26 protein-coding genes are annotated in these 26,567 nt (G+C 65.4%); 14 read left to right on the top strand and 12 right to left on the bottom strand.

All coding sequences use genetic code 11. The features are described 5' to 3' along the window. Positions 1-3: 3 nt before the first annotated feature. From V473_RS14030 to V473_RS13995, 8 genes are all read right to left on the bottom strand, one after another. Positions 4-729: a winged helix-turn-helix domain-containing protein gene (locus V473_RS14030; protein ID WP_244884425.1), complete on the bottom strand. Its 726-nt coding sequence runs from the start codon at positions 727-729 to the stop codon at positions 4-6. Further along, positions 692-1,684, bottom strand: coding sequence for a sulfotransferase (locus V473_RS14025; protein ID WP_148648413.1), 993 nt, complete (start codon positions 1,682-1,684; stop codon positions 692-694). Before V473_RS14025 ends, V473_RS14030 begins: the two co-directional genes overlap by 38 nt. Then, positions 1,684-2,829, bottom strand: coding sequence for a glycosyltransferase family 4 protein (locus V473_RS14020; protein ID WP_066606207.1), 1,146 nt, complete (start codon positions 2,827-2,829; stop codon positions 1,684-1,686). Before V473_RS14020 ends, V473_RS14025 begins: the two co-directional genes overlap by 1 nt. Next, positions 2,822-4,066, bottom strand: a complete 1,245-nt coding sequence (locus V473_RS14015; RefSeq protein WP_066607417.1) for a glycosyl transferase — start codon at positions 4,064-4,066, stop codon at positions 2,822-2,824. The genes V473_RS14020 and V473_RS14015 overlap by 8 nt, the downstream gene beginning before the upstream one ends. A 149-nt stretch (positions 4,067-4,215) precedes the next feature. Then, positions 4,216-5,055: a 2,3,4,5-tetrahydropyridine-2,6-dicarboxylate N-succinyltransferase gene (gene dapD, locus V473_RS14010; RefSeq protein ID WP_066606204.1), complete on the bottom strand. Its 840-nt coding sequence runs from the start codon at positions 5,053-5,055 to the stop codon at positions 4,216-4,218. Next, positions 5,052-5,723 (bottom strand): pyrimidine 5'-nucleotidase, encoded by a 672-nt coding sequence (locus tag V473_RS14005; protein WP_066606201.1) that lies wholly within the window; start codon positions 5,721-5,723, stop codon positions 5,052-5,054. The genes dapD and V473_RS14005 overlap by 4 nt, the downstream gene beginning before the upstream one ends. A 197-nt stretch (positions 5,724-5,920) precedes the next feature. Then, complete coding sequence (locus V473_RS14000; RefSeq protein ID WP_066606194.1) at positions 5,921-6,799, bottom strand: LOG family protein; 879 nt, start codon at positions 6,797-6,799, stop codon at positions 5,921-5,923. A 114-nt stretch (positions 6,800-6,913) separates the two neighbouring features. After that, positions 6,914-7,600 (bottom strand): extensin family protein, encoded by a 687-nt coding sequence (locus tag V473_RS13995; RefSeq protein ID WP_066606191.1) that lies wholly within the window; start codon positions 7,598-7,600, stop codon positions 6,914-6,916. A 158-nt stretch (positions 7,601-7,758) separates the two neighbouring features. On the opposite strand from V473_RS13995, the gene V473_RS13990 reads away from it, so the two are divergent. The 6 genes from V473_RS13990 (at position 7,759) to V473_RS13965 (ending at position 14,137) form a co-directional block, all read left to right on the top strand. Further along, positions 7,759-8,922, top strand: coding sequence for a phosphoserine transaminase (locus V473_RS13990; RefSeq protein WP_066606188.1), 1,164 nt, complete (start codon positions 7,759-7,761; stop codon positions 8,920-8,922). Positions 8,923-9,048: 126 nt separating this feature from the next. Further along, positions 9,049-10,629: a phosphoglycerate dehydrogenase gene (serA, locus tag V473_RS13985; RefSeq protein WP_066606185.1), complete on the top strand. Its 1,581-nt coding sequence runs from the start codon at positions 9,049-9,051 to the stop codon at positions 10,627-10,629. 39 nt (positions 10,630-10,668) lie between these two features. Then, on the top strand, positions 10,669-11,802 hold the full coding sequence (locus V473_RS13980; protein ID WP_201785526.1) for an ATP phosphoribosyltransferase regulatory subunit: 1,134 nt from the start codon (positions 10,669-10,671) through the stop codon (positions 11,800-11,802). A gap of 135 nt (positions 11,803-11,937) precedes the next feature. Further along, positions 11,938-13,227 (top strand): adenylosuccinate synthase, encoded by a 1,290-nt coding sequence (locus V473_RS13975; protein ID WP_066606179.1) that lies wholly within the window; start codon positions 11,938-11,940, stop codon positions 13,225-13,227. Positions 13,228-13,232: 5 nt separating this feature from the next. Then, positions 13,233-13,415, top strand: coding sequence for a hypothetical protein (locus V473_RS13970; protein ID WP_066606172.1), 183 nt, complete (start codon positions 13,233-13,235; stop codon positions 13,413-13,415). A 152-nt stretch (positions 13,416-13,567) separates the two neighbouring features. Next, on the top strand, positions 13,568-14,137 hold the full coding sequence (locus V473_RS13965; protein ID WP_066606170.1) for an NADPH-dependent FMN reductase: 570 nt from the start codon (positions 13,568-13,570) through the stop codon (positions 14,135-14,137). On the opposite strand, the gene V473_RS13960 is transcribed toward V473_RS13965, so the two are convergent. Continuing rightward, positions 14,121-14,726, bottom strand: coding sequence for a Pr6Pr family membrane protein (locus tag V473_RS13960; protein WP_066606168.1), 606 nt, complete (start codon positions 14,724-14,726; stop codon positions 14,121-14,123). The genes V473_RS13965 and V473_RS13960 overlap by 17 nt on opposite strands. After that, positions 14,723-15,976 (bottom strand): dicarboxylate/amino acid:cation symporter, encoded by a 1,254-nt coding sequence (locus V473_RS13955; protein ID WP_082679168.1) that lies wholly within the window; start codon positions 15,974-15,976, stop codon positions 14,723-14,725. Before V473_RS13955 ends, V473_RS13960 begins: the two co-directional genes overlap by 4 nt. A gap of 201 nt (positions 15,977-16,177) precedes the next feature. On the opposite strand from V473_RS13955, the gene V473_RS13950 reads away from it, so the two are divergent. Further along, positions 16,178-17,062 carry a bestrophin family protein gene (locus V473_RS13950; RefSeq protein WP_066606162.1) on the top strand — a complete coding sequence of 295 codons (885 nt, stop codon included), beginning with the start codon at positions 16,178-16,180 and terminating at the stop codon, positions 17,060-17,062. A 45-nt stretch (positions 17,063-17,107) separates the two neighbouring features. Here the strand turns inward: V473_RS13950 and V473_RS13945 are convergent, their stop codons facing one another. Together V473_RS13945 and pdxH are read right to left on the bottom strand one after the other, a co-directional pair. After that, complete coding sequence (locus V473_RS13945; RefSeq protein ID WP_066606159.1) at positions 17,108-18,439, bottom strand: dicarboxylate/amino acid:cation symporter; 1,332 nt, start codon at positions 18,437-18,439, stop codon at positions 17,108-17,110. A gap of 156 nt (positions 18,440-18,595) precedes the next feature. Continuing rightward, positions 18,596-19,171, bottom strand: a complete 576-nt coding sequence (pdxH, locus tag V473_RS13940; RefSeq protein WP_066606153.1) for a pyridoxamine 5'-phosphate oxidase — start codon at positions 19,169-19,171, stop codon at positions 18,596-18,598. A 138-nt stretch (positions 19,172-19,309) separates the two neighbouring features. Here pdxH and V473_RS13935 point away from each other — a divergent pair, with 138 nt between their 5' ends. The 7 genes from V473_RS13935 (at position 19,310) to V473_RS13905 (ending at position 26,498) form a co-directional block, all read left to right on the top strand. Next, positions 19,310-20,224 carry a DnaJ C-terminal domain-containing protein gene (locus V473_RS13935; protein ID WP_066607414.1) on the top strand — a complete coding sequence of 305 codons (915 nt, stop codon included), beginning with the start codon at positions 19,310-19,312 and terminating at the stop codon, positions 20,222-20,224. Between the two features lie 15 nt (positions 20,225-20,239). Next, the gene (locus V473_RS13930) at positions 20,240-21,205 is read left to right on the top strand and encodes a YihY/virulence factor BrkB family protein (RefSeq protein ID WP_066606150.1); all 966 of its coding nucleotides are present in this window, start codon (positions 20,240-20,242) and stop codon (positions 21,203-21,205) included. Beyond that, positions 21,202-22,008 (top strand): enoyl-ACP reductase FabI, encoded by an 807-nt coding sequence (gene fabI, locus V473_RS13925; protein ID WP_066606147.1) that lies wholly within the window; start codon positions 21,202-21,204, stop codon positions 22,006-22,008. Before V473_RS13930 ends, fabI begins: the two co-directional genes overlap by 4 nt. Before the next feature lie 70 nt (positions 22,009-22,078). Further along, positions 22,079-22,459, top strand: coding sequence for an endonuclease domain-containing protein (locus V473_RS13920; protein ID WP_066606140.1), 381 nt, complete (start codon positions 22,079-22,081; stop codon positions 22,457-22,459). Further along, positions 22,456-23,547, top strand: coding sequence for a chorismate synthase (aroC, locus tag V473_RS13915; RefSeq protein WP_066606138.1), 1,092 nt, complete (start codon positions 22,456-22,458; stop codon positions 23,545-23,547). Before V473_RS13920 ends, aroC begins: the two co-directional genes overlap by 4 nt. Before the next feature lie 319 nt (positions 23,548-23,866). Next, complete coding sequence (locus tag V473_RS13910; protein WP_066606136.1) at positions 23,867-25,651, top strand: SLC13 family permease; 1,785 nt, start codon at positions 23,867-23,869, stop codon at positions 25,649-25,651. Between the two features lie 61 nt (positions 25,652-25,712). Continuing rightward, complete coding sequence (locus V473_RS13905) at positions 25,713-26,498, top strand: PhzF family phenazine biosynthesis protein (RefSeq protein WP_066607408.1); 786 nt, start codon at positions 25,713-25,715, stop codon at positions 26,496-26,498. Positions 26,499-26,567: the final 69 nt, after the last annotated feature.

Here is a 26,567-nt window from a genome sequence, read left to right as displayed (position 1 = left end):
GGGTCAGTTCGTCACGGCATGGACGAACATATAGCCTTCGTTGCGGATGGTGCGGATGACCGGGCCTTTCAGGCCGCAGGCGGACAGTTTGCGGCGCAGGCGGCAAAGCTGGACATCGATCGACCGGTCATAATGGTCGGCGGTCGCGCCATGGACGCGGTCGAGCAGGCGGCTGCGGTCCAGCACCTGGCGCGGATGTTCGACAAAGACGCGCAATAGCTGAAATTCGCCGTCCGAGAGGGACACGGCCGTTCCTTTCGGATCGAATAGCTGGCCGGTGGTCATGTCCACGCGCCAGCCGTCGAACGAGGCGAAGCTGCGTGCGGTAGCGGCGGCGTTCAGGGGCGCGCCCGGCGCCATCCGGCCGCGTAGCGCGGCGCGGATGCGGGCCAGCAGTTCGCGCGGGTTGGCGGGTTTGCACAGGCAATCCTCCGCGCCCAGTTCCAGCGCGGCGATCCGGTCCGCTTCGCCGCAGGCGGCGCTATGGACGATCACCGGCAGGTGGCGCTCGATCGCCAGTTCGTGCAGCAGCGCCGCCCCCTTTTCCGGGGCGATGGCGGGGTCGAGCACCACCAGCGCATAATCATGCTGCGCCAGCGCCGCGCGCATCTGCAACGGGGTTTCCACGCCTACCACGATCAGGCCGTAGCGGGCGAAATTATCGGCCAGCTGGGCGAGCTGGGCGCTGTCGTTATCGACGATGAGAAGGCGACTGTGCGAGATCGTCATGCCCGCAAGGACGCTGCCGCCAGCGCAAAACCGTCCCGTCCTGATTGTCCACGCGCAGTTGCCATTGCAGTCGCGCCGCCAGCAATTGCTCGCCCGGTGCGAAATGGGCGCGCAGCCGGTCGCCCAGCGCAGCGTCCAGCAGGTCGTGCGTCGCCAGCGGACGGCCGAACCGGCCGGACGCATTGGCGCGGCGCAGCAGGCGGCGACTGACGCCGTACCAGCCGGGAATGTCGATCAGCCAGCTTTTGTCGGCGACGGCGCGGCGGGTGAACAGGTTCATCGCCCGCGCCAGCCAGAGCAGCGGGCGGCTGAGCGAAGGGTTGCGCGCGCGCCAGTCGATATGGGCAAGGTCCACGTCCAGCCCGAAGCGCGCGGCATAGGCGGCGGCGAAGCCGCGCGGATCGGCGCGGAAATCCTCATAGCGAAAGACATGGACGCGGTCCGGCCCGAACAGCGCGTCATAATGGGCGATCAGGCGGATCGTGTCGAAATGGTCGAGGCGGAAGCCCGGCGCCTCGTCGCGTTCGGGCGCCACCGGGCTGAGCGAATCGCGGCCGAACAGATAGCGTTTGAGGCCGAAGGTGCCGCCGCCCTTCACATATTGCAGCCAGGCCGACACGATCGCCGACAGCGGATCGCGCACGAAGATGACGATCTGCGCATCGGGCAGGGTGCGGCGGATGCGATCGGCGACATCCTTGCTGAGGTTGCCGGCCAGGCCGCCATTATGCAGCCCGCCGGTCAGATTTTCCTCGCACAAGATCATATCGTCAGGCGCGTCGCCCAGCCGCCGCCGCGCCGCCGTCGGATCGAAATGCAGCGCGCCGGCGTCGAGGAAGGCGGCGCGCACGGTGGCGCGCGGGATGTAGCGACGGTTGCGGATGGCCGGGTAGAAGCTGTCCTGGAACCAGGTCGTGCCGGTCTTGTGATAGCCGATATGGACGATCGCAGCCATCAGGCGGCTTTCGCCAGGGTTGCAGACATGACCACATCCGCATCGCTTTCGCCCAGGCACAGGCGGCAATGCCGGTCCCATGAGAGGCTTTCCGCCGCCCAGGCCCGCGCCCTGTCGCCGATGCGGCGGCACAAGGCCGGATCGGCGACCAGCCGGTCGATCGCGGTGCGGATCGCGTCGATCGACTGGCCATCGACGACGAGGCCGGTCACGCCGTCGCGGACGAATTCGGCCGGACCGCCGTCGCGGCCGACGATGCATACCAGCCCCTGCGCCATGGCGTCGGCGACCGACAGGCCGAATCCCTCGATTTCCGCGCCATCCTCCATCGCGATCTGGGGGTGCAGGAAGATGTCGGCGGCCGCATAGGCGTCGGCCAGGTCGGCGGTCGATACATAGCCGGCCATGGTGACCACGCCGTCGAGGCCGCAATGGCGGATCGTCTCGCGCACCCGCACCGTATCGACGCCGCGGCCGATGATGACATGGCGCAGATGCGCGCCGTCCTGAACACAGCCGGCGACCGCCCGCACGGCGGCGGCGATATTCTTGCGCGCGACGAGGCGGCAGACGGTGAGCAATTGCGCGCCGCCCGCGCCCCGCGCAAAGGCGGTGGGCGCGCGATCGGCCGGCATGACCACGCCGTTCCAGGCGGTGATGGTGCGGGCCGCCAGATGGGGCAGGCGACCCAGCAACAGCGTGCGCGTCACGTCGCTGACCGCGACGATCCGCCGCGCGCGATGCAGCACCAGCCGCAACAGCAGCAGCGCGATTCCGCGTGGCCGCCCGACCTCCCGGCCGTGGACGGTGACGACCAGCGGACGCGGGAAGAGGAGGGCGGGCAGCGCCGCGCGCCAGGTGCAGGCATGGATCAGGGCAGGGCGATCGCCGCCGATCCAGGCGCCGAGCATCGCTCGGAACAGCCGGGCATAGACCGCCAGCATGGCCGCCACGCCGACGTCGATCAGATCGATCCCGTCCTGTCGCACCCGGCGTGGGCCGGCGGAGGATTTGGCGAAGATGGTGACGCGGCGTCCCTGCGCGGCATAGGCGCGGGCGACTTCGCGCGCATAGGTCTGCACGCCGCCCTCATCGGGTGCGTAGACGCGGGCGACGATCCAGAGTGATGCAGGCGAGTCAGACATGGGCGGCCCGCTCCAGCCGGGGGAGGCCATCCAGGGCGGGGCGCGCCACCGACTGGCTGCGCGCGAGATAATGGGTCAGCGCCCGCGCCGCGCGGACGCTGGCGGCGTCGCCAAGAGCGTCGCCAAGCGCGTCGAACGTGCGGGCGACGCCTTGCCGCTGCGCCTCCGCATAGGCGGTGTGGCTGGCGATGGCGTCGGCCGCCGCATCGGCGATGCCCTGCGCCGACTCCAGCACCGGACCGTAACGCCAATGGCCATAGCTGCGGTCCTCCTGCCAATCTGCGCGATGGCCGTTCAGGAACAGGCAGGGGCGGGGGCGGGCGAGATATTCGTAGATCTGGCTGGAGACGTCGCCCAGATAGAGCGAGGCCATGTGGACATAGCGCATGTCGATGCTGGCCCGGCTGCCCAGGTCGATATGGACATGGGGCAGGCGCCCGATATCGGCGAGGCGGCGCTCCATCGCGGCGCGGCGTCGCCGATTGTCGAACAGGCGGATGTGCGGCGCGACGATCAGGTTGAACCGGTCGTCCTGCGCGAACTGGCGGATGACATCCTCCCCCATGGCCGGCCAGGAGGAGAGGCGGGGCGAGAAATGCGGATTGTAGAGAATGACCGGCCGGTCCTGCGCGAACAGGCGCTGGCGGTCGCTTTTGGGACCGGTCAGGTCGAACTTGCTGTAGCCGGTGATGGCGTAATGGCCTTCGCGGATCAGCCCTTCGTCCAGCATCCGCCGCCGCTGCTTTTCGCCGGCCAGCAGGACGAAGTCGAACCGGGCGATGCGCCGGTCATAGCCGACCGCCCGGTCGCCTGCGCCATGGCAGGTGTGGATGAAGCGGGTGCGCGACAGGCCCAGCCGCTTGAGCAGCAATGATGTGCGTTCGGGCAGGACGATCGCGTCATAATGCGCCAGGCGCCGCCGCGCGGCGAGCAAGGCGGGCAGCTTGGGCGGGATCGTGCCGCCGGTCAGACCAGCGAGCGCGTCCAGCCAGCGCCCGCCGCAACGCAGGAAGCGGATCGGCCCGGCGCCGCGGGTGGCGGCGATGTCGCGCGCCAGCGCCAGATGATCGTCGGTCGCGGCCATGACGTCCACGGCGAAGGCGGGGTCGCGCGACAGTTCGATCGCGACCGGCAGGGCGTGGAATAGCTGGTGGATTTGCGCGTTGAAGAAGAAGCACAGCCGTTGTGGCGGGGCCAACGCCGCAGCATCGCTCCGGTCGAACCAGTCGCGTCCCATGATAAACTCCATTCGATCAGACCCGAATGGAGGGATGGCGGACTTTTATCGCGGAGGAATTTCAGCGTGCGTCAGGGCGTGGACGGCTTGCAACATTCGCGCGACGTCACGGCCGGGCAACGTCATGAACGCCGCCCGGCCGCCAGGATTTAGTGGCGCAGCAACTCGTTGATGCCGGTCTTGGACCGCGTCTGGGCATCCACGCGCTTGACGATCACGGCGCAATAGAGGCTGGGGCCGGGCGTGCCGTCGGGCAACGGCTTGCCGGGGAGCGAGCCGGGGACGATCACCGAATAGGGCGGCACTTCGCCCATGAAGACCTCCCCGGTGGCGCGGTCGATGATCTTGGTCGACTGGCCGATGAACACGCCCATCGACAGGACCGACCCCTTGCCGATACGCACGCCTTCGACCACTTCGGATCGCGCGCCGATGAAGCAGTCATCCTCGATGATCACAGGATCGGCCTGGAGCGGTTCCAGCACGCCGCCGATGCCGACGCCGCCCGACAGATGGACATTCTTGCCGATCTGGGCGCAGCTGCCGACCGTCACCCAGGCGTCGACCATCGTGCCTTCATCGACGAACGCGCCGATGTTGACGAAGCTGGGCATCAGGATCGCGTTCTTGGCGATATGCGCGCCGGCGCGGGCGAAGGCGCCGGGCACCGCGCGGAAACCGGCTGCGCGGAACTCCGCCTCGCCCCAGCCCGCGAACTTGCTGGGCACCTTGTCCCACCAGAAACCGCCGCCGGGGCCGTTGTCGATCAGGGCGTTGTCGTTCAGGCGGAAGGAGAGCAGTACCGCCTTTTTGAGCCACTGGTTGACCTGCCAGCCATCGGCGGTGGGTTCGGCGACGCGGCCCTTGCCGCTGTCGAGCAGGGCCAGCGCTGCATTGACGGCGTCGCGGATGGCGCCCTGCGTGGTCAGGCTGACATTGGCGCGGTCTTCCCACGCGGCGTCGATGGTGGCTTGCAGGTCTTGGCTCATGGATGCTCCCCAAGGATGGCGGCCAGAAATGGCGTCAGATGGTTGGTTTCATAATCGATGAAGTCGGGATGATGGTCGTGATTGCCCGCTTCCGAGCCATTATTGACCCAGATGGTGGTCATGCCGATCGCCTTGGCGGGCCGCAGGTTGCGGGCCATGTCTTCGAAAAAGGCGGCGCGGGTGGGATCGACCGCATGGATGCGGCACAGGTCCGCATAGCCCGCGGGGTCAGGCTTGGGCACATATTGGCAGGCGTGGATGTCGTGGATCAATTCGAACGCTTGCGCCAAGCCGAGCTTGTCGAGCACGCGCGCGGCATAGGCGGCGTCGCCATTGGTGAAGATCAGGCGGCGGCCCGGCAGCGCGGCGATCCGGGCGTTGAGCGCAGGATCGACCGCCAGCCGATCCATCGAAATGTCATGGACATAGTCGAGAAATTCGCGCGGTTCGATGCCATGATGGCGCATCAGCCCGGACAGGGTGGTGCCATGATCGATAAAATAGCGTTTCTGGACCGCCCGCGCCTCGACCGGGTCGCAGCCGAGCAACCCCTGGATAAACTCGCCCATCTTCACGTCGATCAGCGCGAACAGGTCCGCTTTCGCCGGGTAGAGCGTATTGTCCAGATCGAAGATCCAGCTGTCGATATGGGCCATATCCGCGCGCATGGCCGCGCCCTAAAGCGGCAAGCGGCGGAGGGCAAGCCACTAACCCTTCTAACCGCAGGGAAGAAGGATATGGAGCTTTGCCGGCGCCGCCGGTCAGGCGGAGTTGGAAGAGGGGAAGGAGGGGTACGCGGCCCCTCTCCGGCTGCGACTAGGCGGCAAAGCCGCCAAGTCTCGCTCCCCTCTCAGGGGAGAGGGTTTCAGCCGCAGGCCAACGATTCACTGTCCTCATAGAAAGCCTGCACCGCAGTCCAGGCGTCCTCCGCCGTTTCGACCCAAGTCAGCAGGTTGAGGTCGCTGTGCGCAATCACGCCTTCGTCCGCCAGCGCCTCGAAATCCACCACCCGGTTCCAGAAATCCTTGCCGAACAGCAAGATGGGGATCGGCTTCATCTTGCCGGTCTGGATCAGGGTCAGCAGTTCGAACATCTCGTCGAACGTGCCGAAGCCGCCGGGGAAGACTGCGAGCGCGCGGGCGCGCAACAGGAAATGCATCTTGCGCAGCGCGAAATAGTGGAATTGGAAGCTCAGCTCCGGCGTCACGAAGCGGTTGGGCGCCTGTTCATGCGGCAGGACGATGTTCATGCCGATCGTGGTCTGGCCGACGTCCTGCGCGCCGCGATTGGCGGCTTCCATGATCGATGGGCCGCCGCCCGAACAGACGACGAAGTGGCGGCATCCTTCCGCATTGACCGGATATTGGGCGGCGATCCGGGCGAGTTTGCGCGCTTCTTCATAATAGCGGGCCTTGGCGCCCAGATTTTCCGCGATCCGCTTCTGCTCCGGGGTCGTGGCGGCGTCGATCCGCGCCTGCGCCTGATCGGGTTCGGGGATGCGTGCCGAGCCGTAGAAGACGAAGGTCGATTCGATCTGCGCCTCGTCCATCAGCAATTGGGGCTTCAATAATTCCAGCTGGAAACGGACCGGGCGCAGGTCTTCGCGCAGCAGAAATTCGCTGTCCTGAAAGGCGAGTCTATAGGCAGCGCTCTGCGTCTGGGGGGTGCCGACCTGCTTCTTCGCGTCATCGGCCTCTTCGCGGGCTGGGCGGAATTTACGTTCTTCAATGTCTTTTTTCGTCATTGGCGCCAACTTAGTGCGCGTCCGCGACAAATCCAAGTCTGCATCGTTCCAATAAAGGCGCGGGGCAGCCACGGTGCGTGTTCCCGTGCAGGCGGGAACACGCAGCCCATTATTCTAACGGCAGAACCCCCCACGCCCGCCCATGTCGAAATGGAAATGGTCGTGATGCGCAGCATTGTAGTCGGGACTGAGGACGGTGTTGAACCGCTTGCAGGCGCTGGCGTGGACGAGCGTCAGGAACTGGCGGGTCTGCCGGTCGCCGTTCCAGTCCTTCTGGATGCTGATGCGCCGGCCATCGCTCAGGATGAAGGCGGACACGTCGATCGCATTGCTGTGCGCATGTTCGGACAATTTGCCGCTGCCCGCGATCGGGCGGCAATTATAGGTGCCGAACGTCTCGATCTTCTCGATCTCCGCGCCGAAGATCACCCGCGCAGCCGGCTGCACGCCATAGCGCGCCCAGGCGGCGAAATTGGCGGCCAGATCGCACGTCATCGCGCCGATGCCGGTTGTCGGCACGCCTATGTCGATCAATTTAACACTGTTCACCGCGCTGCACCCGCCGCCGAAATTGCGGTCGGGCAGGGGGGTGAAAGCCACCGCCTGCGATTGGAGTTTGGCGAAACATTGGCGCGTTTCCAGCGCGGGTTGCGCCGGGGCGCGGGCTGGCGGGGGCTTGGATATGTTCGCTACGCGGCCACGCGGGACCAGGTCGCCGCCACATGCGTTCAGCATGATTGCGCAAAGCACGGCCAGGGCCGCGCCGCGCAAAAATCCCGTTTCTGTCGCCCGCTCTTCCATGAATCAGGTGTTTACCATCGTGAATCTTTACGAAAGTTAACCGCTCGCACCGTTCGTCGCATTTCGACAAACGGCTTGACTCTTTTTTCGCGGCGACTAGTGCCGCCGACGGGCCACGCGGTCCCAACGCCGCGCTGCTCTCTGTAAGGAGACGCTACATGACTGATATGACTGCCGTTGACGCCACCCTTGCGCCTGCCGCAAAGCCCGCAACTCGTCCGGCCCGCCCCTTTTTCTCTTCCGGTCCCTGCGCCAAGCCGCCTGGCTGGAGCGCCGACAAGCTGGCCACCGACTCGCTCGGCCGCTCGCATCGCGCCAAGATCGGCAAGACTCGCCTCGCTTACAGCATCGACCTGATGCGCGAGCTGCTGAACCTGCCCGACACCCACCGCATCGGCATCGTGCCGGGGTCCGACACCGGCGCGTTCGAAATGGCGATGTGGACGATGCTGGGCGCCCGCCCCGTCACCACCATCGCGTGGGAAAGTTTCGGTGAAGGCTGGGTGACCGACGCCGCCAAGCAGTTGAAGCTGGACCCGACCGTCATCCGCGCCGATTATGGCCAGTTGCCCGATCTGAGCGCCGTCGATTTCAGCAACGACGTGCTGTTCACCTGGAACGGCACCACGTCGGGCGTGCGCGTGCCGAATGCGGACTTCATTCCCGCCGATCGCGAGGGCCTGACCTTTGCCGACGCCACCAGCGCGGTGTTCGCCTATGACATCGACTGGGCGAAGATCGACGTCGCCACCTTCTCCTGGCAAAAGGTGCTGGGCGGCGAGGGCGGCCATGGCGTGCTGATCCTTGGCCCGCGCGCGGTCGAACGCCTCGAAACCTACACCCCCGCCTGGCCGCTGCCCAAGGTGTTCCGCCTGGTGTCGAAGGGCAAGCTGGCCGAAGGCGTGTTCAAGGGCGAAACCATCAACACGCCGTCCATGCTGGCGGTTGAAGATGCGATCTTCGCGCTGGAATGGGGCAAGTCGCTGGGCGGTTCGGCCGGCCTGATCGCGCGCAGCGACGCCAATGCCGCCGCGCTGGGCAAGATCGTCGCGGAGCGCGACTGGCTCGGCCATCTCGCCGTCGACGAAGCGTCGCGGTCGAAGACCAGCGTCTGCCTGACCGTCGAAGGCGCCGACGAAGCCTTCATCAAGGCCTTCGCCGCCCTCCTCGAAAAGGAAGGCGCCGCCTTTGACATCGCCGGTTATCGCGATGCCCCGGCCGGCCTGCGCATCTGGTGCGGCGCGACCGTCGAAACGGCGGATATCGAAGCGCTGGGGCCGTGGCTCGACTGGGCCTATGCCCAGACCAAGGCTGCCGCTTAACTCTCATAATTGTCGTCATTCCCGCGAAGGCGGGAGTCCATCTCCAGCCCTATCGATAGGTGCAACGTCGAGAGATGGATCCCCGCCTTCGCGGGGATGACGAATATATTTCCAAAGGAAACACACATGCCCAAAGTCCTTATTTCCGACAAGATGGACCCCCGCGCAGCCGCGATCTTCCGTGAGCGCGGCGTGGAAGTCGACGAAATCACCGGCAAGACGCCCGAAGAACTGATCGCCATCATCGGCGACTATGATGGTCTGGCCATCCGCTCCTCGACCAAGGTGACGAAGGCGATCCTCGACGCCGCCACCAACCTGAAGGTGATCGGCCGCGCCGGCATCGGCGTCGACAATGTCGACATCCCCTATGCCTCGGCCAAGGGCGTGATCGTCATGAACACGCCGTTCGGCAACTCCATCACCACCGCCGAACACGCCATCGCGCTGATGTTCGCACTGGCCCGCCAGTTGCCAGAGGCCAATGCCCAGACGCAGCAGGGCCTGTGGCCCAAGAACGGCTTCATGGGCGTGGAAGTCACCGGCAAGACGCTGGGCCTGATCGGCGCGGGCAATATCGGGTCGATCGTCGCCAGCCGCGCACTGGGCCTCAAGATGAAGGTCGTCGCCTTCGATCCGTTCCTGACGCCCGAACGCGCCATCGAAATGGGCGTGGAAAAGGCCGATCTCGACACGCTGCTGGCGAAAGCCGACTTCATCACCCTGCACACGCCGCTGACCGACCAGACCCGCAACATCCTGAGCAAGGAAAACCTCGCCAAGACCAAGAAGGGCGTGCGCATCATCAACTGCGCGCGTGGCGGGCTGATCGATGAAGCCGCGCTCAAGGAGGCGATGGATTCGGGCCATGTCGCGGGCGCCGCGCTCGACGTGTTCGTGCAGGAACCGGCGAAGGAATCGCCTTTGTTCGGCACGCCCAACTTCATCTGCACCCCGCATCTGGGCGCGTCGACCGACGAAGCGCAGGTCAATGTGGCGCTCCAGGTCGCCGACCAGTTGTCCGACTATCTGCTCGACGGCGGCATCACCAACGCGCTCAACGTCCCCTCGCTCAGCGCCGAAGAAGCCCCCAAGCTCAAGCCCTATATGGCGATCGCCGAAAAGCTGGGCAGCCTGGTCGGCCAGCTGGAAGGCGACGCGATCACCGGCGTTGCGGTGGAAGTCGAAGGCCATGCCGCCGAACTGAACCAGAAGCCGATCACCGCCGCCGTGCTGGCGGGCCTGATGCGCGTCTATTCGGACACGGTGAACATGGTCAACGCGCCTTTCCTGGCCAAGGAACGCGGGCTGGACGTGCGCGAAGTGCGCCACGACCGCGAAGGCGACTACCAGACTTTGGTGCGCGTTACCGTGACCACCGAAAATGGCGAGCGCTCGGTCGCCGGCACGCTGTTCGGCCATGCGTCGCCACGCCTGGTCGAACTGTTCGGCATCAAGGTGGAAGCCGATCTGGACGGCACGATGCTCTATATCGTCAACCAGGACGCGCCGGGCTTCATCGGTCGCCTGGGGAGCAAGCTGGGCGAATCGGATGTCAACATCGGCACCTTCCACCTGGGCCGTCGCAACCAGGGCGGTGAAGCCGTTCTCCTGTTGTCGGTCGACGGCACCGTCACCGAACCGCTGCGCTGGGAAATCTGCAATCTGACCGGCGTGAAGCAGGTCAAGTTGCTGCGGTTTGCTTAAACTCTAAAGACCCTCTCCCCCAGGGGAGAGGGAGTAAAGGTGCCTGCCGTGATTCCGCCCAGCCTCTTGCCCGAAGGCCTATCCGATCGCCTGCCGCCCCAGGCCGAAGCCTCCGCGCGCCTGGCGCGCCGCGTGCTCGATACGGTGGCGACCCATGGCTATGAACGGGTCATGCCGCCGCTTGCGGAGTTTGAGGATACGCTGACCCAGCGTCTCAAATCGATGCGTGCGCAGGATCTGGTCCGCGTGGTCGATCCCGTGTCGCAGCGCAGCCTGGCCTTTCGCCCGGACATGACCGCGCAGGTCGGCCGCATCGCCGCTACGCGGATGGCCGCCGCGCCGCGTCCGCTGCGCCTCTCCTATGCCGGTCCGGTCATCCGCCAGAAGGCCAGCCAGTTGCGCCCCGAACGCGAGAAATTGCAGCTCGGCGCTGAATTGATCGGCAGCGACGGCACGGCCGCCGCGGTGGAGATCGTGAATATCGCGATCGAGGCGCTGACCGCCGCGGGCGTGACCGGCATCACCATCGACTTCACCTTGCCCGACCTGATCGACGCGCTGGCCGCCGGCCCGCTGCCGCTCGGCGCGCAGGAGATAGAGGCGGTCCGCGCCGGGCTGGACGCCAAGGATGCGGGCGCATTGGTCGCCATCAGCCCGGCTGCCGCCGCCTATCTGCCGCTGATCGAAGCGACCGGCCCTTTCCATGCCGCGATGGACCGGCTCGAAGCGTTTAACGCGCAACTGGGCGGCGCGATCGACAGCCGCATCGCGGGTCTGCGCGCCATCGCCAAGCCGATCGGCTGGGACATCACGCTGACACTCGATCCGACCGAACGGCACGGTTTCGAATTTCAGAACTGGTTCGGCTTCTCCATCTTCGCCGAGGGTTTCATTGGCGAGATCGGTCGCGGCGGCAGCTACGCCATCGCGCGAGCGGATGGCGCGGATGAACCGGCTATGGGCTTCTCCCTCTATCCCGACCCGCTGATCGACGCGGGTTTCGGCGGGGAAGCGCCCCGGCGCCTGTTCCTGCCGCTGGGCCATGACGCAGGCCGCGCGAACGCGCTGCGCGCCGAGGGCTGGCAAACCGTCGCGGCGCTGTCCGGCGACGAAGATGGCGCGGCCCAGCGCTGTTCGCACTGGCTGGATGGCGCGGAGCCGTGCGCCTATTGACTTGACTTGACCGGGGTAGCGCGGCTAACGCGCGCCCCGAAACAGGGCGTCATACGCGCCTGCTTGATCCCACCGGCATGCCGAGTCCCGTCGAAGGGCATGGCCGGTCCGCGCGGCGGGCGGAGGACTGTATCTGTGGCAAATGTAACCGTGATCGGCGCTCAGTGGGGCGACGAAGGCAAGGGCAAGATCGTCGACTGGCTGTCGGAGCGCGCCGACGTCGTCGCCCGTTTCCAGGGCGGCCATAATGCCGGCCATACGCTGGTCGTGGGCGAGAAGGTCTATAAGCTCTCGTTGCTGCCGTCGGGCATCGTGCGCGGCACGCTGTCGGTCATCGGCAATGGCGTGGTGCTGGACCCCTGGCATTTCCGCGATGAAGTGGCGAAGCTGAAGGGGCAGGGCGTCACCATCACGCCCGACAATCTCCAGATCGCGGAAACCTGCCCGCTGATCCTGCCCTTCCACCGCGACCTTGATGGCCTGCGCGAAGACGCATCGGGCGCGGGCAAGATCGGCACCACCCGCCGCGGCATCGGCCCGGCTTATGAGGACAAGGTCGGCCGCCGCGCCATCCGCGTCTGCGACCTGGCGCATCTGGACGACCTGGACCTCCAGATCGACCGGCTGACCGCCCATCATGACGCGCTGCGCGCCGGTTTCGGCGAAGCGCCGATCGACCGCGCCGCGCTGATGGCGGAGCTGACCGAGATTGCGGCCTTCATCCTGCCCTTCGTCAAGCCGGTCTGGCTAACGCTCAACAAGGCGAAGGCGGCGGGCAAGCGTATATTGTTCGAAGGCGCGCAGGGCACCTTGCTCGACATCGATCACGGCACCTATCCCTTCGTCACATCGTCCAACACGGTGGCGGGCACGGCGGCGAGCGGCACCGGCCTTGGCCCCAATGCGGCGGGCTTCGTGCTGGGCATCGTCAAGGCCTATACCACCCGCGTGGGTTCCGGCCCGTTCCCGACCGAATTGGAGGATGAAACCGGCCAGCGGCTGGGCGAACGCGGCCATGAATTCGGCACCGTCACCGGCCGTAAGCGCCGCTGCGGCTGGTTCGACGCGGTGCTGGTGCGCCAGTCGATCGCGGTGTCGGGCGTCACCGGCGTCGCGCTCACCAAGCTGGACGTGCTGGACGGCTTCGATGAACTGAAGATCTGCGTCGGCTATCAGATCGGCGACCAGAGGTTCGACTATCTGCCCGCCCATGCGCAGGACCAAGCGAAGGCGCAGCCGATCTATGAAACGATCGAGGGTTGGCACGACACCACCGCCGGCGCGCGCAGTTGGGCCGAACTCCCGGCGCAGGCGGTCAAATATATCCGCCGGATCGAGGAACTGATCGGTTGCCCGGTCACGCTCGTTTCGACCAGTCCTGAGCGCGAGGACACCATCCTCGTGCGCGATCCCTTCGCGGATTAAGAGCGATGGCCGAACAACGCTTCGAGCGTCACAAGCAGGCCTGGACCCAGGACGAGATCCAGAAACTGCACATGTTGGCGAAGAAGGGCATGGGCCTGAAAGCCATCGCCAAGGCGCTGACCCGCACCGAAGAATCGGTCAAGGCGCGCGCCAAGGAAGACAGTGTGAATATCGCCAAGCTGCGGTAGATACATGGTGCTCCCGCGCAGGGGGGCGGTCCTGCCGTCGATTCCGTGCGATAGGGCGGAACTGGGCTCCGGCCTGCGCCGGAGCATTGACTGTCTGGACCCCGCCACACAGCCATGCGAAGACCACGCCTTACCAACAGGGAAGGCTTCGCATGGCGCTCGACATTCTCGTCCTTTATGGCTCCTATCGCCGTGGCCGGCTCGGTATCCGGCTCGCCGACTATCTGGTTCGCGGGTTTGAGGGGCTGGGCCACAAAGCCGAACTGGTCGATGCCAAGGCGGTCGACCTGCCCATGCTGGACCTGCGCTACAGCGATTATCCCGCCGGGGAAGCGCCCGCCGCGATGGCGCAACTGTCGGATCGTCTGTCCGCCGCCGATGCCTTCGTGTTCGTCGCGGGCGAATATAATCGCGGGATGCAGCCGGGCCTCAAAAATCTGGTCGATCATTATCTCAAAGAGTTCGACCGCCGTCCTGCCGCCATCGCCAGCTATTCGATGGGGCGTTTCGCGGGGGTCAACAGCCACGCCGACTGGACGGTGACGCTGGCGGCGATGGGCATGGCCGTGGTGCCGGAGCGGCTGAGCGTCGGCCAGATTGGCCAGGCGCTGGACGAACAGGCCCAGTCGCAGGGCGAGGGTGGCGCGGCGCTGGAGCGCGGCTTTGCCGGGTTCGCCAACAACCTCATCTGGTGGGCGGAGGCGGCTAAGGCCGCGCGCTAAATCGCCGGTCGATCCACACCAGCGCATAGCCCGCGGCGACGAAGCCTGCCGCCATCAGCGTGGCGTTGAGCGCCACCTGGCCGATGCCCAGCTTCGCGACATTGATGAAGGGATAGGCATAGCTTCCCTCCATCATGCCGTGCAGCAGGGCGTAGGGCAGATAGAGCGCGGGAAAAATTGCCCAGACCCAGGGATCGCGCCAGCCAAGCCGTCCCTTGCGCGCAAAGGCGATCCACCAGAGCGGCGTGATCAGGGGCGTGACCTTGTGCAGCAGCGTATCGGCCAACAGCGCGCCACCGCTCAGGGACAGCAGGCCGCGCAGCAGCAGGCCATAGACAATGCCGACAAGCAGGATCGCCAGCAGCATCCCGCCGACCAGCCGGGGTGAAACCCGCACGCTGATCGCGACCGCCGCCAGCGTCCCTGCAACCAGGATATTGGCCAGCACGGTGAAGAAGCGGATCAGCGTCCAGAGCGTTTCACCAACCGACCAGGTCTGCGCCAGGGTGGCGTCGAACTGGACCGCGAGGCCCGCGATCGCGACCAGCGCCACGATCCCGGCGCCCGCTCTTTCCCCGATCCTGCTCATGCCGCTATGCGCTCCCGTCCATCCTCTTCGCCTGCTGCTATCACGGTTGCGGCCACCAGGTCGCCCGTCACGTTCAGGCTGGTGCGGCACATGTCGAGGAAACGATCGACGCCCAGCACCAGCCCGATTCCTTCGGGCGGCACGCCGACCATGCCCAGGATCATCGCGACGACCGGCAGCGATCCGGCGGGCACCCCCGCAGTGCCGACCCCGCCCAATATGCACACCAGCATCACCATCAACTGCTGCGTCAGACTGAGGTCGACGCCGAAAAACTGGGCGAGGAAGAGGACGGTGATGCCTTCGAACATCGCCGTGCCATTCTGGTTGGCGGTCGCGCCGATGGTGAGGACGAAGCGGGCGATGCGGCGCGGCAGGTGCAACTTGTCCTCCGCCACGCGAATGGCGGTGGGCAGGGTGGCGTTGGAGGAGGCGGTGGCGAAGGCCATGACGCTGGCCTCCTGCACCGCCGCGAAGAAGGCGAGGGGGGAACGGCGCGCAAGCAGGGCGATGAGTAGCGGATAAACGACGAACATCTGGATCGCCAATGCCAGCAGCACGACGCCGACATAGGCGGACAGGCGGATCAGCAAGTCCCAGCCGAACTGCGCAGCCAGATTGAACATGAAGCAGGCGATGGCGATCGGGGCGAGGCGGATGACGATGCCGATCAGCCGCATCGTCACGTCGAACAGCCCCTCCATCGCATTGAGCAACATCTTCGACTGTTCGGTCTGCACCAGCACGAGGCCAATGCCGAAGAAGAGCGCAAAGACCATCACCGCCAATATGTCATTATCGGCCATCGCGCCGATAATGTTGTCGGGGATGATCGCGATCAGCGCCTGCATCCCCGTCGGCGTGTCGCCGCTGCGGACGAGAATCGCTTTGGCCCCCGCGCCCGCATCGGCCAGCATCGCCTGCGCCTGGGCGGGATCCACTCCGCCGCCCGGCCGCAGCAGATTGACCAGCAGCAGGCTGATGACGACGGCGATGCCCGATACGATCAGCGTGTAGACAAGCGTGCGCAGGCCGATCCGCCGCAGCGATCGCATCTCGCCCATTTCGGCGATGCCCACGATCAGCGCCGACACCAGCAGCGGGATGATCAGCATGAACAGCAGTCGTAGGAAAATCTGCCCGATCGGCCCGGTGACATAGGTGGTGATGGCATCGACCCAGCGCGCGTCGGGCACCGTCATATAGACGCCCAGGCCCAGGATCAGGCCGATCAGGAAGCCGGCCAGCATCTGCCACTGAAGCGAGAGCGCCGCCGTCTGGCCGCTGCTGTCGGGCGCGTCGCTGGTCACAGGCTTCTCCGTTCGCTTCTCGGTTCAACGAGCCGCGGCGGTACGAGTTGCGTCGGCCGGGATATTTCGTTTCGCTATGGCATCAAGGGAGCATTACCGCGACGCTGGCGTTACCGCAGTCGATTATTTTCGGAGACCTGCATGATCATCGATCCTGTCCCCAGCATGCGCCGGATGGCGTCCGAAGTCTGGAAGCCGCTGACCGCGCTGTTCATATGGGATTGCGCCGTGACACTCACTTATTATGTTCTGCCTTTCAAGGCGCCGTCGCTGCCGCTCACCATTTTTGGTACGGCGCTGGCGCTGTTTCTGGGCTTCCGGTCCAACAGCGCCTATCAACGCTGGTGGGAAGGGCGGGTTCTGTGGGGCGCGATGATCAATGCGTCGCGCAGCCTGGCGCGCGCCACGCGCAATTTCCTGCCCGATCCGGAGGCGCGCGACCTGAAGCGCGAGATCGTGATGCGCCAGATCGCCTATGTGAATGCGCTGCGTTGCCAGTTGCGCCGCCAGCCGATCGGCACGGACGTCACGACCTTCCTGCGAGAAGAGGATAAGGGCAAGGCGCTGGCTCGCGCGAACCCGGCCAACGGCCTGCTCGACAGCACCGGGCGACGGATCGACATCGCCCGGCGCGAAGGGTGGATCGACACGATCCAGCAAACGCAGATGGAGGCGGTGCTGATCGACATCGCCAATGCGCAGGGTGGAATGGAACGCCTGAAAAACACGCCGCTGCCGGTGCAGTATCGTTATCTACCGACCATCTTCACGCATCTTTTCTGTCTGTTCCTGCCGATCGGCCTGGTTGAAACGCTGGGCTTGGCCACGCCGCTCGGCTCCACGGTGGCGGGGCTGATGTTCGTCGCGGTCCTGCGGATCGGCGATGACCTGACCGATCCCTTTGGCGATACCGTGCATGACGTGCCTTTGACGGCGATGTGCCGAACAATCGAGATCGACCTGCTCCAGTCGATCGGCGACCCCGCGCCAGAGCCGGCTAAGCCGGTGCGCGGGGTGCTATGGTGAAGGAGGATCGGGTCCCGCCTGCGCGGGAGCACATGCTATCCTTGATTACTCCTTGTGCCGGTCGTCCACCATGTCGGACGCGAGTTCCAGTCCCGCGCGGCCATGAGCGGCGCCATGCGCCGGCGCCTTGGGATGGGGCACGTCGATCGGCTCCTCGACCTCCAGCATCCCTTCCCATTTGGTGATGACCGACGTGGCGATGGCGTTGCCCAGCACGTTGGTTGCGGTGCGGCCCATGTCCATGAAGTGATCGACCGCCAGGATGAAGGCGATGCCTTCGACCGGCAGGTCGAACTGGCCCAGCGTCGCGGCGACCACCACGAGGCTGGCGCGCGGAACCGCGGCGATGCCCTTGCTGGTGACCATCAGCACGAGCAGGATGGTGATCTGCGTCGCGATCGGCAGGTCGATGCCATAGGCCTGGGCGATGAAGATCGTCGCGAAGGTCGAATACATCATCGACCCGTCGAGGTTGAAGCTGTAGCCCAGGGGCAGCACGAAGCTGTAGATACGGCGCGGGATGCCGAAGCGGTCGAGCTGCTCCAGCATCTTGGGATAGGCGGCTTCGGACGAGGCGGTGGAGAAGGCGATCAGGATCGGTTCGCGGACATAGCGGATCAGCTTGAACATCCGCTTGCCGAGGAAAATCGATCCGGCGCCGAACAGCAGCAGCCACAAGCAGAACAGCGCGATGTAGAATTCGCCGACCAGTTCGCCATAGGTTTTGAGCACGCCCAGCCCCTGCACCGTGACGGACGAGGCCAGCGCGCCGAACACCGCGAACGGGGCTACGCGCATGACATAGCCGGTCACTTGCAGCATCAGTTCGACCATCGCCTCGATCATGGTGACGATCGGCTTGCCCTTGTCGCCGATGGCGGTGAGCGCCACGCCCACGAACAGCGAGAAGACGACGATCTGCAGGATCTGGTTGTCCGCCATCGCCCCGATCATGGAGGTCGGGAAGACATGGAGGATGAAGTCGCGGAAGTTGAGCGCTTCGGTATTGACGCCCGCATCCGCGCCGGAGCGGACCAGGTTGAGGCCCTCGCCCGGTGCGAAGAAGTTGACGAAGATCAGGCCCAGCGTCAGCGAAATCAGGCTGGCGATGATGAACCAGGCGAGCGCCCGCCCGCCGATCCGCCCCAGCGCCGCGCTGTCGCCCATATGGGCGATGCCCGCGACCAGCGTGGAAAAGACTAAAGGCGCGATGATCATCTTGATCAGGTGCAGGAATATGTCGGCCAGAAGGTGGAAATAGCCCGCCACATCCTTTGCCAGCGTTTCGTCGCCGCCGACCCAAAGATTGGCCACGAAGCCCGTGATCACCCCCAGGACCATGCCGATGAGGATGAAGACTGTCAGTCTGTTTCGCATCAAATCCCTTTAGGCTGCCCGTGCGCAGCCCCCGCCTATTGTACGTCTGTCAGGCCGACACCTAACAGGCGCATGGGCCACCCGCAATCGCGGCGCGTCCAGTCGCATCAGGGAAGACGAAGCAGTCGCGCCTTTCCACGCCCTTGGATATACGGGTCAGGGGTAGAGCAGTCCTTCGATCCAACTATCGCCGACCCGTTCGAACAGGCGGCGTTCGTGCAGCCGGTGTTCGCGATCCTGCCAATATTCGATCCGTTCGGGGGTGAGGCGGAAGCCCGACCAATGCGGCGGGCGCGGCACCGGGCCGCCCTCGAACCGGGCGCTGGCCGCCTCGAACCGGTCCATGAAGGTCTGCCGGTCGGGCAGGGGGCGGGACTGGTCTGATGCCCAGGCGCCCAGTTGGCTGTCGCGGCTGCGGGTCGCGAAATAGACGTCGGCGGTGGCGTCGTCTACAGGGCCTACCGCCCCTTCGACACGAATCTGGCGGCGCAGCGATTTCCAGTGGAAGAGCAGCGCGGCGTGGGGATTTTCCAGCAGATCGCCCGCCTTGCGTCCTTCGAAATTGGTGTAGAAGACGAAGCCGTCGGGACCATGGCCCTTGAGCAGCACCATGCGCACGGACGGCCGCCCGCGCGCATCGGCTGTGGCCAGCGCCATGGCGTTGCTATCGTTGATTTCGGTGTCGCGCGCCTGCGCGTACCACTCGTCGAACAGGGCGAAGGGATCGGTCATGGCGCATTCTTACGGGAGGGGAGCAAAAGTGTCGATAAGGGGAAGTCCGGTCGCCCCTTGCGCCATCCCCGGCTTGAATGTGGGCGCGGCATCGTCCACATAGTCGGGAAGTGATGCTTTTGTGCAACAGGTAGAATGATGGCCGATCCCTATTCCCTTTTGGGTGTGACGCGCAGCGCGACCGATGCGGAGATTAAATCCGCCTATCGCAAGCTCGCCAAGGAACTGCACCCCGACAAGAACAAGGATAACCCCAGGGCGGCGGACAAATTTTCCGCCGTGACCAACGCCTATGACCTGCTGTCCGACAAGGATAAGCGCGCCCGTTTCGACCGGGGGGAGATTGACGGCGACGGCAATCCGGCCGCGCCCTTTGGCTATGGCGGCGGGGGCGGCGGCGGTTTTCGCGGCCAGCCGGGCGGCGGCTTCGATCAGGGCGGCGCGGATTTCGGCGATATTTTCGAAGGGCTGTTCGGCGGCGCCGGGCGTCGTGCGGGCGGTGGCGGCGGTTTCGGGCGGCAGGCGCCACCGCCAAAGGGCGCCAATGTCGCCTATCGGCTGGCGGTCCAGTTCACCGACGCGGCCACCCTCGCGCCGCAGCGGATCACTTTGCAGGATGGCAAGACCATCGACCTGAAGCTGCCCGCTGGGGTGGAAAGCGGGACGCAGATGCGCCTGTCGGGCAAGGGGCAGGCCGGGCCGGGCGGGGCGGGCGATGCGATCGTCACGATCGAGGTGAAGCCGCACCCCTTCTTCATCCGCGACGGCGACAATGTGCTGCTGGACCTGCCCATCACGCTCGATGAGGCGGTGAAGGGCGGGAAGGTCAAGGCGCCGACGGTGGACGGCCCGGTGATGCTGGGCGTGGCGGCTGGCGCGACGTCGGGCAAGACGCTGCGGCTGCGCGGCAAGGGCTTTACCGGCAAAAGCGGCCAGCGCGGCGACCAGTTGGTCACGCTCCAGATCGACGTGCCGGCCGACGACCCGGCGATCCAGGCGCTGGTGGAAAGCTGGCAGGACGAACGGCCGGTGCGCGCCCATATGGGCGTATGATGCGTTAGTCCATATATGCCGATGCCATCGCCCCTGTCGCCCGAATCCCGCCGCCAGGTGACGCATGAAGCGCGGGCGCATTTTCATCGGCAAATGGACCGGGTGCGGCCTGGCTCCCATCTGTTCGAGGTGATGAAGCGGGTGGCGGTCGGCACCTATAGCGACGGCTTCATCCATGCCGGCAATCTGGCCTATCTGTCGCTGATGACGCTGTTTCCCTTTTTCATCGTCGCGGCGGCTGTGGCCAGCATCTTTGGCCGCACGCAGGACGGCGTGCAGGCGGTCAACGCCTTTCTCTATACCGTGCCGCGCGGCGTCGCCGATGTGGTGCGCCAGCCGATCAGCGACGTGCTGACCGCGCGCAGCGGTCCTCTGCTGTGGTTGGGCGGCCTGGTCGGGCTGTGGACCGTGGGCAGCCTCATAGAAACGATCCGCGACATTCTCCGCCGCGCCTATGGCACCAAGAGCACCAAGCCTTTCTGGCGCTATCGGCTGGGCGCGATCGGCATCACGCTGGTCAGCGTCTTCGCGCTGATGTTCGCTTTTTCGTTGCAGGTGGCGATCACCGGCCTCGACCAGTTCCTCCACAATATCCTGCCCTGGGCGGACGACGCCATCGGCCTGGTCGCGTCGGCGAAGCTGGTGCCGATGGCGATAACCTGCCTTGCCTTATGGTCGCTGTTCGCGGCCTTGACGCCTACCGCTTACAAGCCGCGCCGTTTCCCCAAATGGCCCGGCGCGGTGGCGACGTCGCTCTGGTGGTATGGGACGGTGCTGCTGTTGCCGCCCACCCTGTCGCTGCTGGGCGGCTATGGCCGGACCTATGGCAGTCTGGCGGGTGTCATGATCACCCTCATTTTTTTCTTTCTCGTCGGGCTTGGCGTGGTAATTGGCGCGGAATTAAATGCGGCGCTGGCGGAATTTCCCGAAGAGGAACTGGACGCGGCGGCGAAGGACCAAGGGAACGGAACGACGATATGAACGGCTTGATGGCAGGAAAGCGCGGGCTCATCATGGGGCTGGCGAACGACAAGTCGCTCGCCTGGGGCATTGCGCAGCAATTGCACGCGCATGGCGCGGAACTGGCCTTTTCCTACCAGGGCGATGCGCTGGCCAAGCGGGTGCGGCCGCTCGCGGAGCAGGTCGGCTCCGATTTCCTGATCGACTGCGACGTCACCGACATGGACAAGCTGGATGCGGCGTTCGCCGAGCTGGAAGCGCGCTGGGGCACGATCGATTTCGTGGTCCACGCGATCGGCTTTTCCGACAAGAACGAGCTGCGCGGCCTCTATGTCGACACCAGCCTGGAGAATTTCCTGCTGACCATGAACGTGTCTGCTTACAGTTTTGTGGCAGTCACGAAGCGCGCGCGCGCTTTGATGCCTAATGGCGGCAGTATCTTGACGCTGAGCTATTATGGCGCGGAAAAGGTCATCCCCCATTATAACGTCATGGGCGTGGCGAAGGCGGCGCTGGAAACCAGCGTCAAATATCTGGCGATGGACCTCGGCCCGGAAAATATCCGCGTCAACGCCATTTCCGCCGGCCCGATCAAGACGCTGGCGGCCAGCGGCATCGGCGATTTCCGCTATATCCTGAAATGGAACGAGTTGAACTCGCCGCTGCGCCGCAACGTCACGATCGAGGATGTCGGCGGCGCGGGCCTGTATCTGTTGTCCGATCTGGCGTCGGGCGTGACCGGCGAAATCCACCATGTCGATGCGGGCTATAACGTCATCGGGATGAAGGCCGAAGACGCGCCGGACATCGCGCTGGATAAGTAAGGTCAAACCCCTCTCCCCTTGGGGGGAGAGGGAGGGGCCCATCGCGAAGCGATGGGCGGGTGAGGGGGATATGAAGCGGCCCGATCCTGAAACACCCGAATCCCTGAAGCAGGGGGCGAAGCTGCGCAACCGACAGTTGGACGGCATCAAGTTTCGCCGACAGGTCTGGCTGGCAGGCTTCATCGCCGATTTCTATGCCGCCGATCTTCGGCTAGTCATCGAAGTTGACGGCGATGACCATGCCGCTAGGGAAGCAGCCGATCAGCAGCGATTCCGGATATTGCAGCGCGAGGGATTTCGGACCATCCGTTTCGCTAATGCGGATATCATGCGCAATATCGAAGGGGTTTTGGAGACAATATCGATGACGGTGCGCCTTGACCCCTCACCTTCCCACTCGGCTGCGCCGAGCGGGCCTCTTCCTGTCCCCCAAGGGGAGAGGAGAATATGAGTTTCAACAGTTTCGGGCGCGTGTTCCGCTTCACCACCTGGGGCGAGAGCCATGGTCCTGCCATCGGTGCGGTCGTGGACGGGTGCCCGCCGGGTTTGCCGCTCAGCGAAAGCGACATCCAGCCATGGCTTGACCTGCGCAAGCCCGGCACGTCCAAATTCACCACCCAGCGTCGCGAAGCGGATGAGGTGCGTATCCTGTCTGGCGTGTTCGAAGGGCGGACCACCGGCACGCCGATCAGCCTGATGATCGAGAATACCGATCAGCGGTCGAAGGATTATTCGGACGTCGCCAAGGCCTATCGCCCCGGCCATGCCGACTATGCCTATGACGCCAAATATGGTTTTCGCGACTATCGCGGCGGCGGGCGCTCCTCGGCGCGCGAGACGGCCAGCCGGGTCGCAGCGGGCGCGGTCGCGCGGGCGGTTATCCCTGAAGTCGATATCTTCGCCTATGTCAGCGAAATCGGCGGCGACGGGATCGACTATGCGAACTTCGATCCCGCGCAGATCGGCCAGAATCCCTTCTTCTGCCCTGATGCGGAAGCGGCCAAGCGCTGGGAAAAGCTGGTCGATGACGCGCGGCTGGACGGCTCCTCGCTCGGCGCGGTGGTCGAATGCATCGCGTCCGGTGTGCCGGCCGGCTGGGGCGCGCCGCTCTACGCCAAGCTCGACGGCGAATTGGCGAGCGCGATGATGAGCATCAATGCGGTCAAGGGCGTCGAGATCGGCGACGGTTTCGCCGCCGCCCGCCTGCGCGGCGAGCAGAATGCGGACCCGATGCGACCGGCTTTGAATGGGGGCAGTGAGGGGCCAGTGTTCCTCGCCAACCACGCGGGCGGCATCGCGGGCGGCATCGCCACCGGCCAGCCGGTCAAGGTCCGTGTCGCCTTCAAGCCTACCAGTTCGATCCTGATCCCGGTCGAAACGGTAACGCGCGAAGGCGCTGCCGCCGACATCATCACCAAGGGCCGCCATGACCCCTGCGTCGGCATTCGCGGCGTGCCGGTGGTCGAAGCGATGATGGCGCTGGTGCTGGCCGACCAGAAGTTGCTGCACCGCGCGCAATGTGGCGAGCGACCGGAATAACCCTAGGACCGTTCGGCGTTATCGATGCGCCGAACCGCGCCGATCCCGCGCCCAATGTCGATTCGATGCGAGACGACTCGCCTCCATTACGATAAGGTGACACTCATCGCCCGCGGGAGGGCGAGCGGCAGAGCGTAAGCCTGGGGAGCGTCATTGCGCGTCAAAGCGTTTTTCGCGAAAAACGCTGAGATTAAAAAGGCGGATTGACGGTCAAAACGTCCCCTGAACGCCGCGACACGGGCCAGCCATGCAACCATGGCTGGCCCATTTCGTTTCACCCGTGCAAGGATACGCGACCACGCGATCCGACGGGGGTTTTATGCATTTCATCCACGCGCTGCTGGGCGTCTATCGCGCGGAAATCGGCCTGCTGATCCTCGCCTGCATGTTCGTCGCTTTCGTGCGCGAACGCTATTCGCCGACGGTTATCGCCGTGGTCGGCGCCTGCGCCTATGGCATATTCGGGATGCTGGACGAAAAGGCGATGTTTTCCGTCTTTTCCAACAGCGCGCCGCTGACGGTGGGGGCCATGTTCGTCCTGTCGGGTGCGCTGGTCCGCACCGGCGTCATCGGTCGTGTCGCCGACCTCATCATGACCCGTGCGGAGCGCCATCCGCGCATCGCTCTGGCCGAAGTCGGGCTGGGCGCGCTGCTGCTGTCAGGCTTCCTCAACAATACGCCCGTGGTCGTGCTGCTGATCCCGATCATGTTCAAACTGGCGCAGGCGACCGGCTATCCGGTCAAGAAATTGTTGATCCCGATGAACGTCGTCGCGGTGCTGGGCGGCTGTCTGACCCTGGTCGGCACCTCCACCAATCTGGTCGTCGCTGGCATCGCCGCCGAACAGGGCATGGACCGGTTCGGGATTTTCGACATTACGCTGTATGGCGCGGCGGGCGCGGCGGCGGGCATCGTGGCGCTGCTCTGCCTGTCCTTCCTGCTGCCCAGCGATCCCCCGTCGATCGCGGGGGAGGATGGCGGCACGGCGGTCCAGGATTATCTGACCGAACTGGTCGTGCCGCAGGATAGCGACGATATCGGGCGCGAGATCGGCGCGCTGGGCCTGTTCGGGCGATCGGTGCAATTGCTCGGCCTCAAGCGGAGCGGCGACATCAGGCGGCAGGGGCTGGAGACGGAGGAATTGCGGTCCGGCGATCATCTGATCGTGCGGGCGGATGGCGCGGCGATCATGACGTTGCGCGAATCGGGCCGGTTCGAACTGGGCGTCGCCGCCGATTCGCGCACCAGCGCGCAGGACGGAACCGTGGTCGAGGCGATGGTCGCGCCCAGTCACCCGTCGATCGGCGAGCGGCTGGGCGACATCCCCTTCCTCCATGCGCTGCGCGTGCGGATCATCGGCATCCATCGCGCGCGCCACCTGCCGGGGCCGGACTTGGCCGAAACGCGGGTTCGCGGCGCTGACCGGTTGCTGGTGGCCGGCGGCGACGACGCGATGCGCTCGCTCAAGGACAATCCGCACCTGATCGGCGTCGATATCAGCCGCACCCGCGCCTTCCGCCCGCGCAAGGCGTGGATCGCGATCGCCGCGATGGCGGGCGCGGTGCTGCTGTCCGCCTTCGATGTGGTCGGCATCGGCATGGCCGCGGTGATCGCCGTGGGCCTGATCCTGGTCACCCGCTGCATCGACCCGGAGGAAGCCTGGGGCGCGATCGACGGCGACACGCTGATCCTGATCTTCGCAATGCTGGCCGTGGGGCTGGCGCTGGAGCAGGCGGGCAGCGTCGCGTTGATGGTTGGCTGGATCACGCCGCTGATGCAGGTCGCGCCGGCCTGGACCCTCATCTTCATCGTCTATTTCGCGTCGCTTATCCTGTCCGAACTGCTCAGCAACAATGCGGTGGCGGCGCTGCTGACGCCGATCACCATTGCGCTGGCGCATCAATTGGGCGTGGACGCGCGCCCGCTCGTGATCGCGCTGATGATCGGCGCTTCGGCCTGTTTCGCGACGCCGATCGGCTATCAGACCAACGCGCTGGTCTATGCCGCGGGCGACTATCGCTTTGCCGACTTCGTGCGGATCGGCGTGCCGATCAACATCGTCGTCGGGCTGGCGGTATGCAGCGCATTGGTCCTTCTGGGCTGAACTGGCCCTGTTATTGACCATTCCGTCGCGCCATGACGGTGGAAATGACAAGGACCAGCCCATGACCAGCCTAGCCTTCACCCAGGTCGACGCCTTTGCCGACGCGCCCTTCACCGGCAATCCCGCCGCGGTGATGCCGCTCGACGCCTGGCTTGACGACGCTGTGCTTCAGGCCATTGCGGCGGAGAACAACCTCTCCGAAACCGCCTTCACCGTGCCGACGCCGGATGATCCGGAGGCGGATTACGCACTGCGCTGGTTCACCCCCACGGTGGAAGTGAAGCTGTGCGGCCACGCCACGCTGGCGAGCGGCCATGTGCTGATGGCCGACGCCATGATCCGTTTCCGCACCCGCCATTCCGGCATCCTGACCGTGACGCGCGACGGCGATGGCTATACGCTGTCGCTCCCCGCCTGGGACATGGCGGCCAAGGCGCTGCCGGACCTGGCGGCAGGCCTTGGCGGCAAACCCATCGAAGCGCATTGGCGCGAGGGCGGCTATAGCCTTTTCCTCTTCCCCGATGCCGCCGTAGTGCGCGCGCTGACGCCGGATTTCGCCGCGCTCAAGCGCCATGGCGACGTCATGCTGATCGCGACGGCGCCGGGCGAGGATAGCGATATCGTCAGTCGCGTGTTCGTGCCGGGCGGCGGCGTTGATGAAGACCCCGTCACCGGATCGGCGCATAGCCTGCTCGTCCCTTTCTGGGCGGCGCGGCTGGGGAAGGCGCAGCTCAGCGCCTATCAGGCGTCGGCGCGGGGCGGGCGGCTGGGCTGCGCTCTGGCGAACGATCGCGTCATCCTGACCGGCCGATGCCGCACCGTGATCGAGGGCCGGTTTTTCCTCTAATCTAAATGAAAGCAGGGGCGGGGCTTCGACAGGCTCAGCCCGAACGGATATAGGGCTAGGACCATCTTC

It is taken from the genome of Sphingobium cupriresistens LL01, assembly GCF_001046645.1.
Taxonomy (GTDB): Bacteria; Pseudomonadota; Alphaproteobacteria; order Sphingomonadales; family Sphingomonadaceae; genus Sphingobium; species Sphingobium cupriresistens.
This window is presented reverse-complemented; position numbering and strand designations above follow the sequence as displayed.

What these genes read in the sequence shown, in the direction of transcription:
- V473_RS14030 (WP_244884425.1), bottom strand. Translation starts at nt 729, where the DNA reads ATGACGATCTCGCACAGTCGCCTTCTCATCGTCGATAACGACAGCGCC.
- V473_RS14025 (WP_148648413.1), bottom strand. Translation starts at nt 1,684, where the DNA reads ATGGCTGCGATCGTCCATATCGGCTATCACAAGACCGGCACGACCTGG.
- V473_RS14020 (WP_066606207.1), bottom strand. Translation starts at nt 2,829, where the DNA reads ATGTCTGACTCGCCTGCATCACTCTGGATCGTCGCCCGCGTCTACGCA.
- V473_RS14015 (WP_066607417.1), bottom strand. Translation starts at nt 4,066, where the DNA reads ATGGGACGCGACTGGTTCGACCGGAGCGATGCTGCGGCGTTGGCCCCG.
- dapD (WP_066606204.1), bottom strand. Translation starts at nt 5,055, where the DNA reads ATGAGCCAAGACCTGCAAGCCACCATCGACGCCGCGTGGGAAGACCGC.
- V473_RS14005 (WP_066606201.1), bottom strand. Translation starts at nt 5,723, where the DNA reads ATGCGCGCGGATATGGCCCATATCGACAGCTGGATCTTCGATCTGGAC.
- V473_RS14000 (WP_066606194.1), bottom strand. Translation starts at nt 6,799, where the DNA reads ATGACGAAAAAAGACATTGAAGAACGTAAATTCCGCCCAGCCCGCGAA.
- V473_RS13995 (WP_066606191.1), bottom strand. Translation starts at nt 7,600, where the DNA reads ATGGAAGAGCGGGCGACAGAAACGGGATTTTTGCGCGGCGCGGCCCTG.
- V473_RS13990 (WP_066606188.1), top strand. Translation starts at nt 7,759, where the DNA reads ATGACTGATATGACTGCCGTTGACGCCACCCTTGCGCCTGCCGCAAAG.
- serA (WP_066606185.1), top strand. Translation starts at nt 9,049, where the DNA reads ATGCCCAAAGTCCTTATTTCCGACAAGATGGACCCCCGCGCAGCCGCG.
- V473_RS13970 (WP_066606172.1), top strand. Translation starts at nt 13,233, where the DNA reads ATGGCCGAACAACGCTTCGAGCGTCACAAGCAGGCCTGGACCCAGGAC.
- V473_RS13965 (WP_066606170.1), top strand. Translation starts at nt 13,568, where the DNA reads ATGGCGCTCGACATTCTCGTCCTTTATGGCTCCTATCGCCGTGGCCGG.
- V473_RS13960 (WP_066606168.1), bottom strand. Translation starts at nt 14,726, where the DNA reads ATGAGCAGGATCGGGGAAAGAGCGGGCGCCGGGATCGTGGCGCTGGTC.
- V473_RS13955 (WP_082679168.1), bottom strand. Translation starts at nt 15,976, where the DNA reads ATGCTGGCCGGCTTCCTGATCGGCCTGATCCTGGGCCTGGGCGTCTAT.
- V473_RS13950 (WP_066606162.1), top strand. Translation starts at nt 16,178, where the DNA reads ATGATCATCGATCCTGTCCCCAGCATGCGCCGGATGGCGTCCGAAGTC.
- V473_RS13945 (WP_066606159.1), bottom strand. Translation starts at nt 18,439, where the DNA reads ATGCGAAACAGACTGACAGTCTTCATCCTCATCGGCATGGTCCTGGGG.
- pdxH (WP_066606153.1), bottom strand. Translation starts at nt 19,171, where the DNA reads ATGACCGATCCCTTCGCCCTGTTCGACGAGTGGTACGCGCAGGCGCGC.
- V473_RS13935 (WP_066607414.1), top strand. Translation starts at nt 19,310, where the DNA reads ATGGCCGATCCCTATTCCCTTTTGGGTGTGACGCGCAGCGCGACCGAT.
- V473_RS13930 (WP_066606150.1), top strand. Translation starts at nt 20,240, where the DNA reads ATGCCGATGCCATCGCCCCTGTCGCCCGAATCCCGCCGCCAGGTGACG.
- fabI (WP_066606147.1), top strand. Translation starts at nt 21,202, where the DNA reads ATGAACGGCTTGATGGCAGGAAAGCGCGGGCTCATCATGGGGCTGGCG.
- V473_RS13920 (WP_066606140.1), top strand. Translation starts at nt 22,079, where the DNA reads ATGAAGCGGCCCGATCCTGAAACACCCGAATCCCTGAAGCAGGGGGCG.
- aroC (WP_066606138.1), top strand. Translation starts at nt 22,456, where the DNA reads ATGAGTTTCAACAGTTTCGGGCGCGTGTTCCGCTTCACCACCTGGGGC.
- V473_RS13910 (WP_066606136.1), top strand. Translation starts at nt 23,867, where the DNA reads ATGCATTTCATCCACGCGCTGCTGGGCGTCTATCGCGCGGAAATCGGC.
- V473_RS13905 (WP_066607408.1), top strand. Translation starts at nt 25,713, where the DNA reads ATGACCAGCCTAGCCTTCACCCAGGTCGACGCCTTTGCCGACGCGCCC.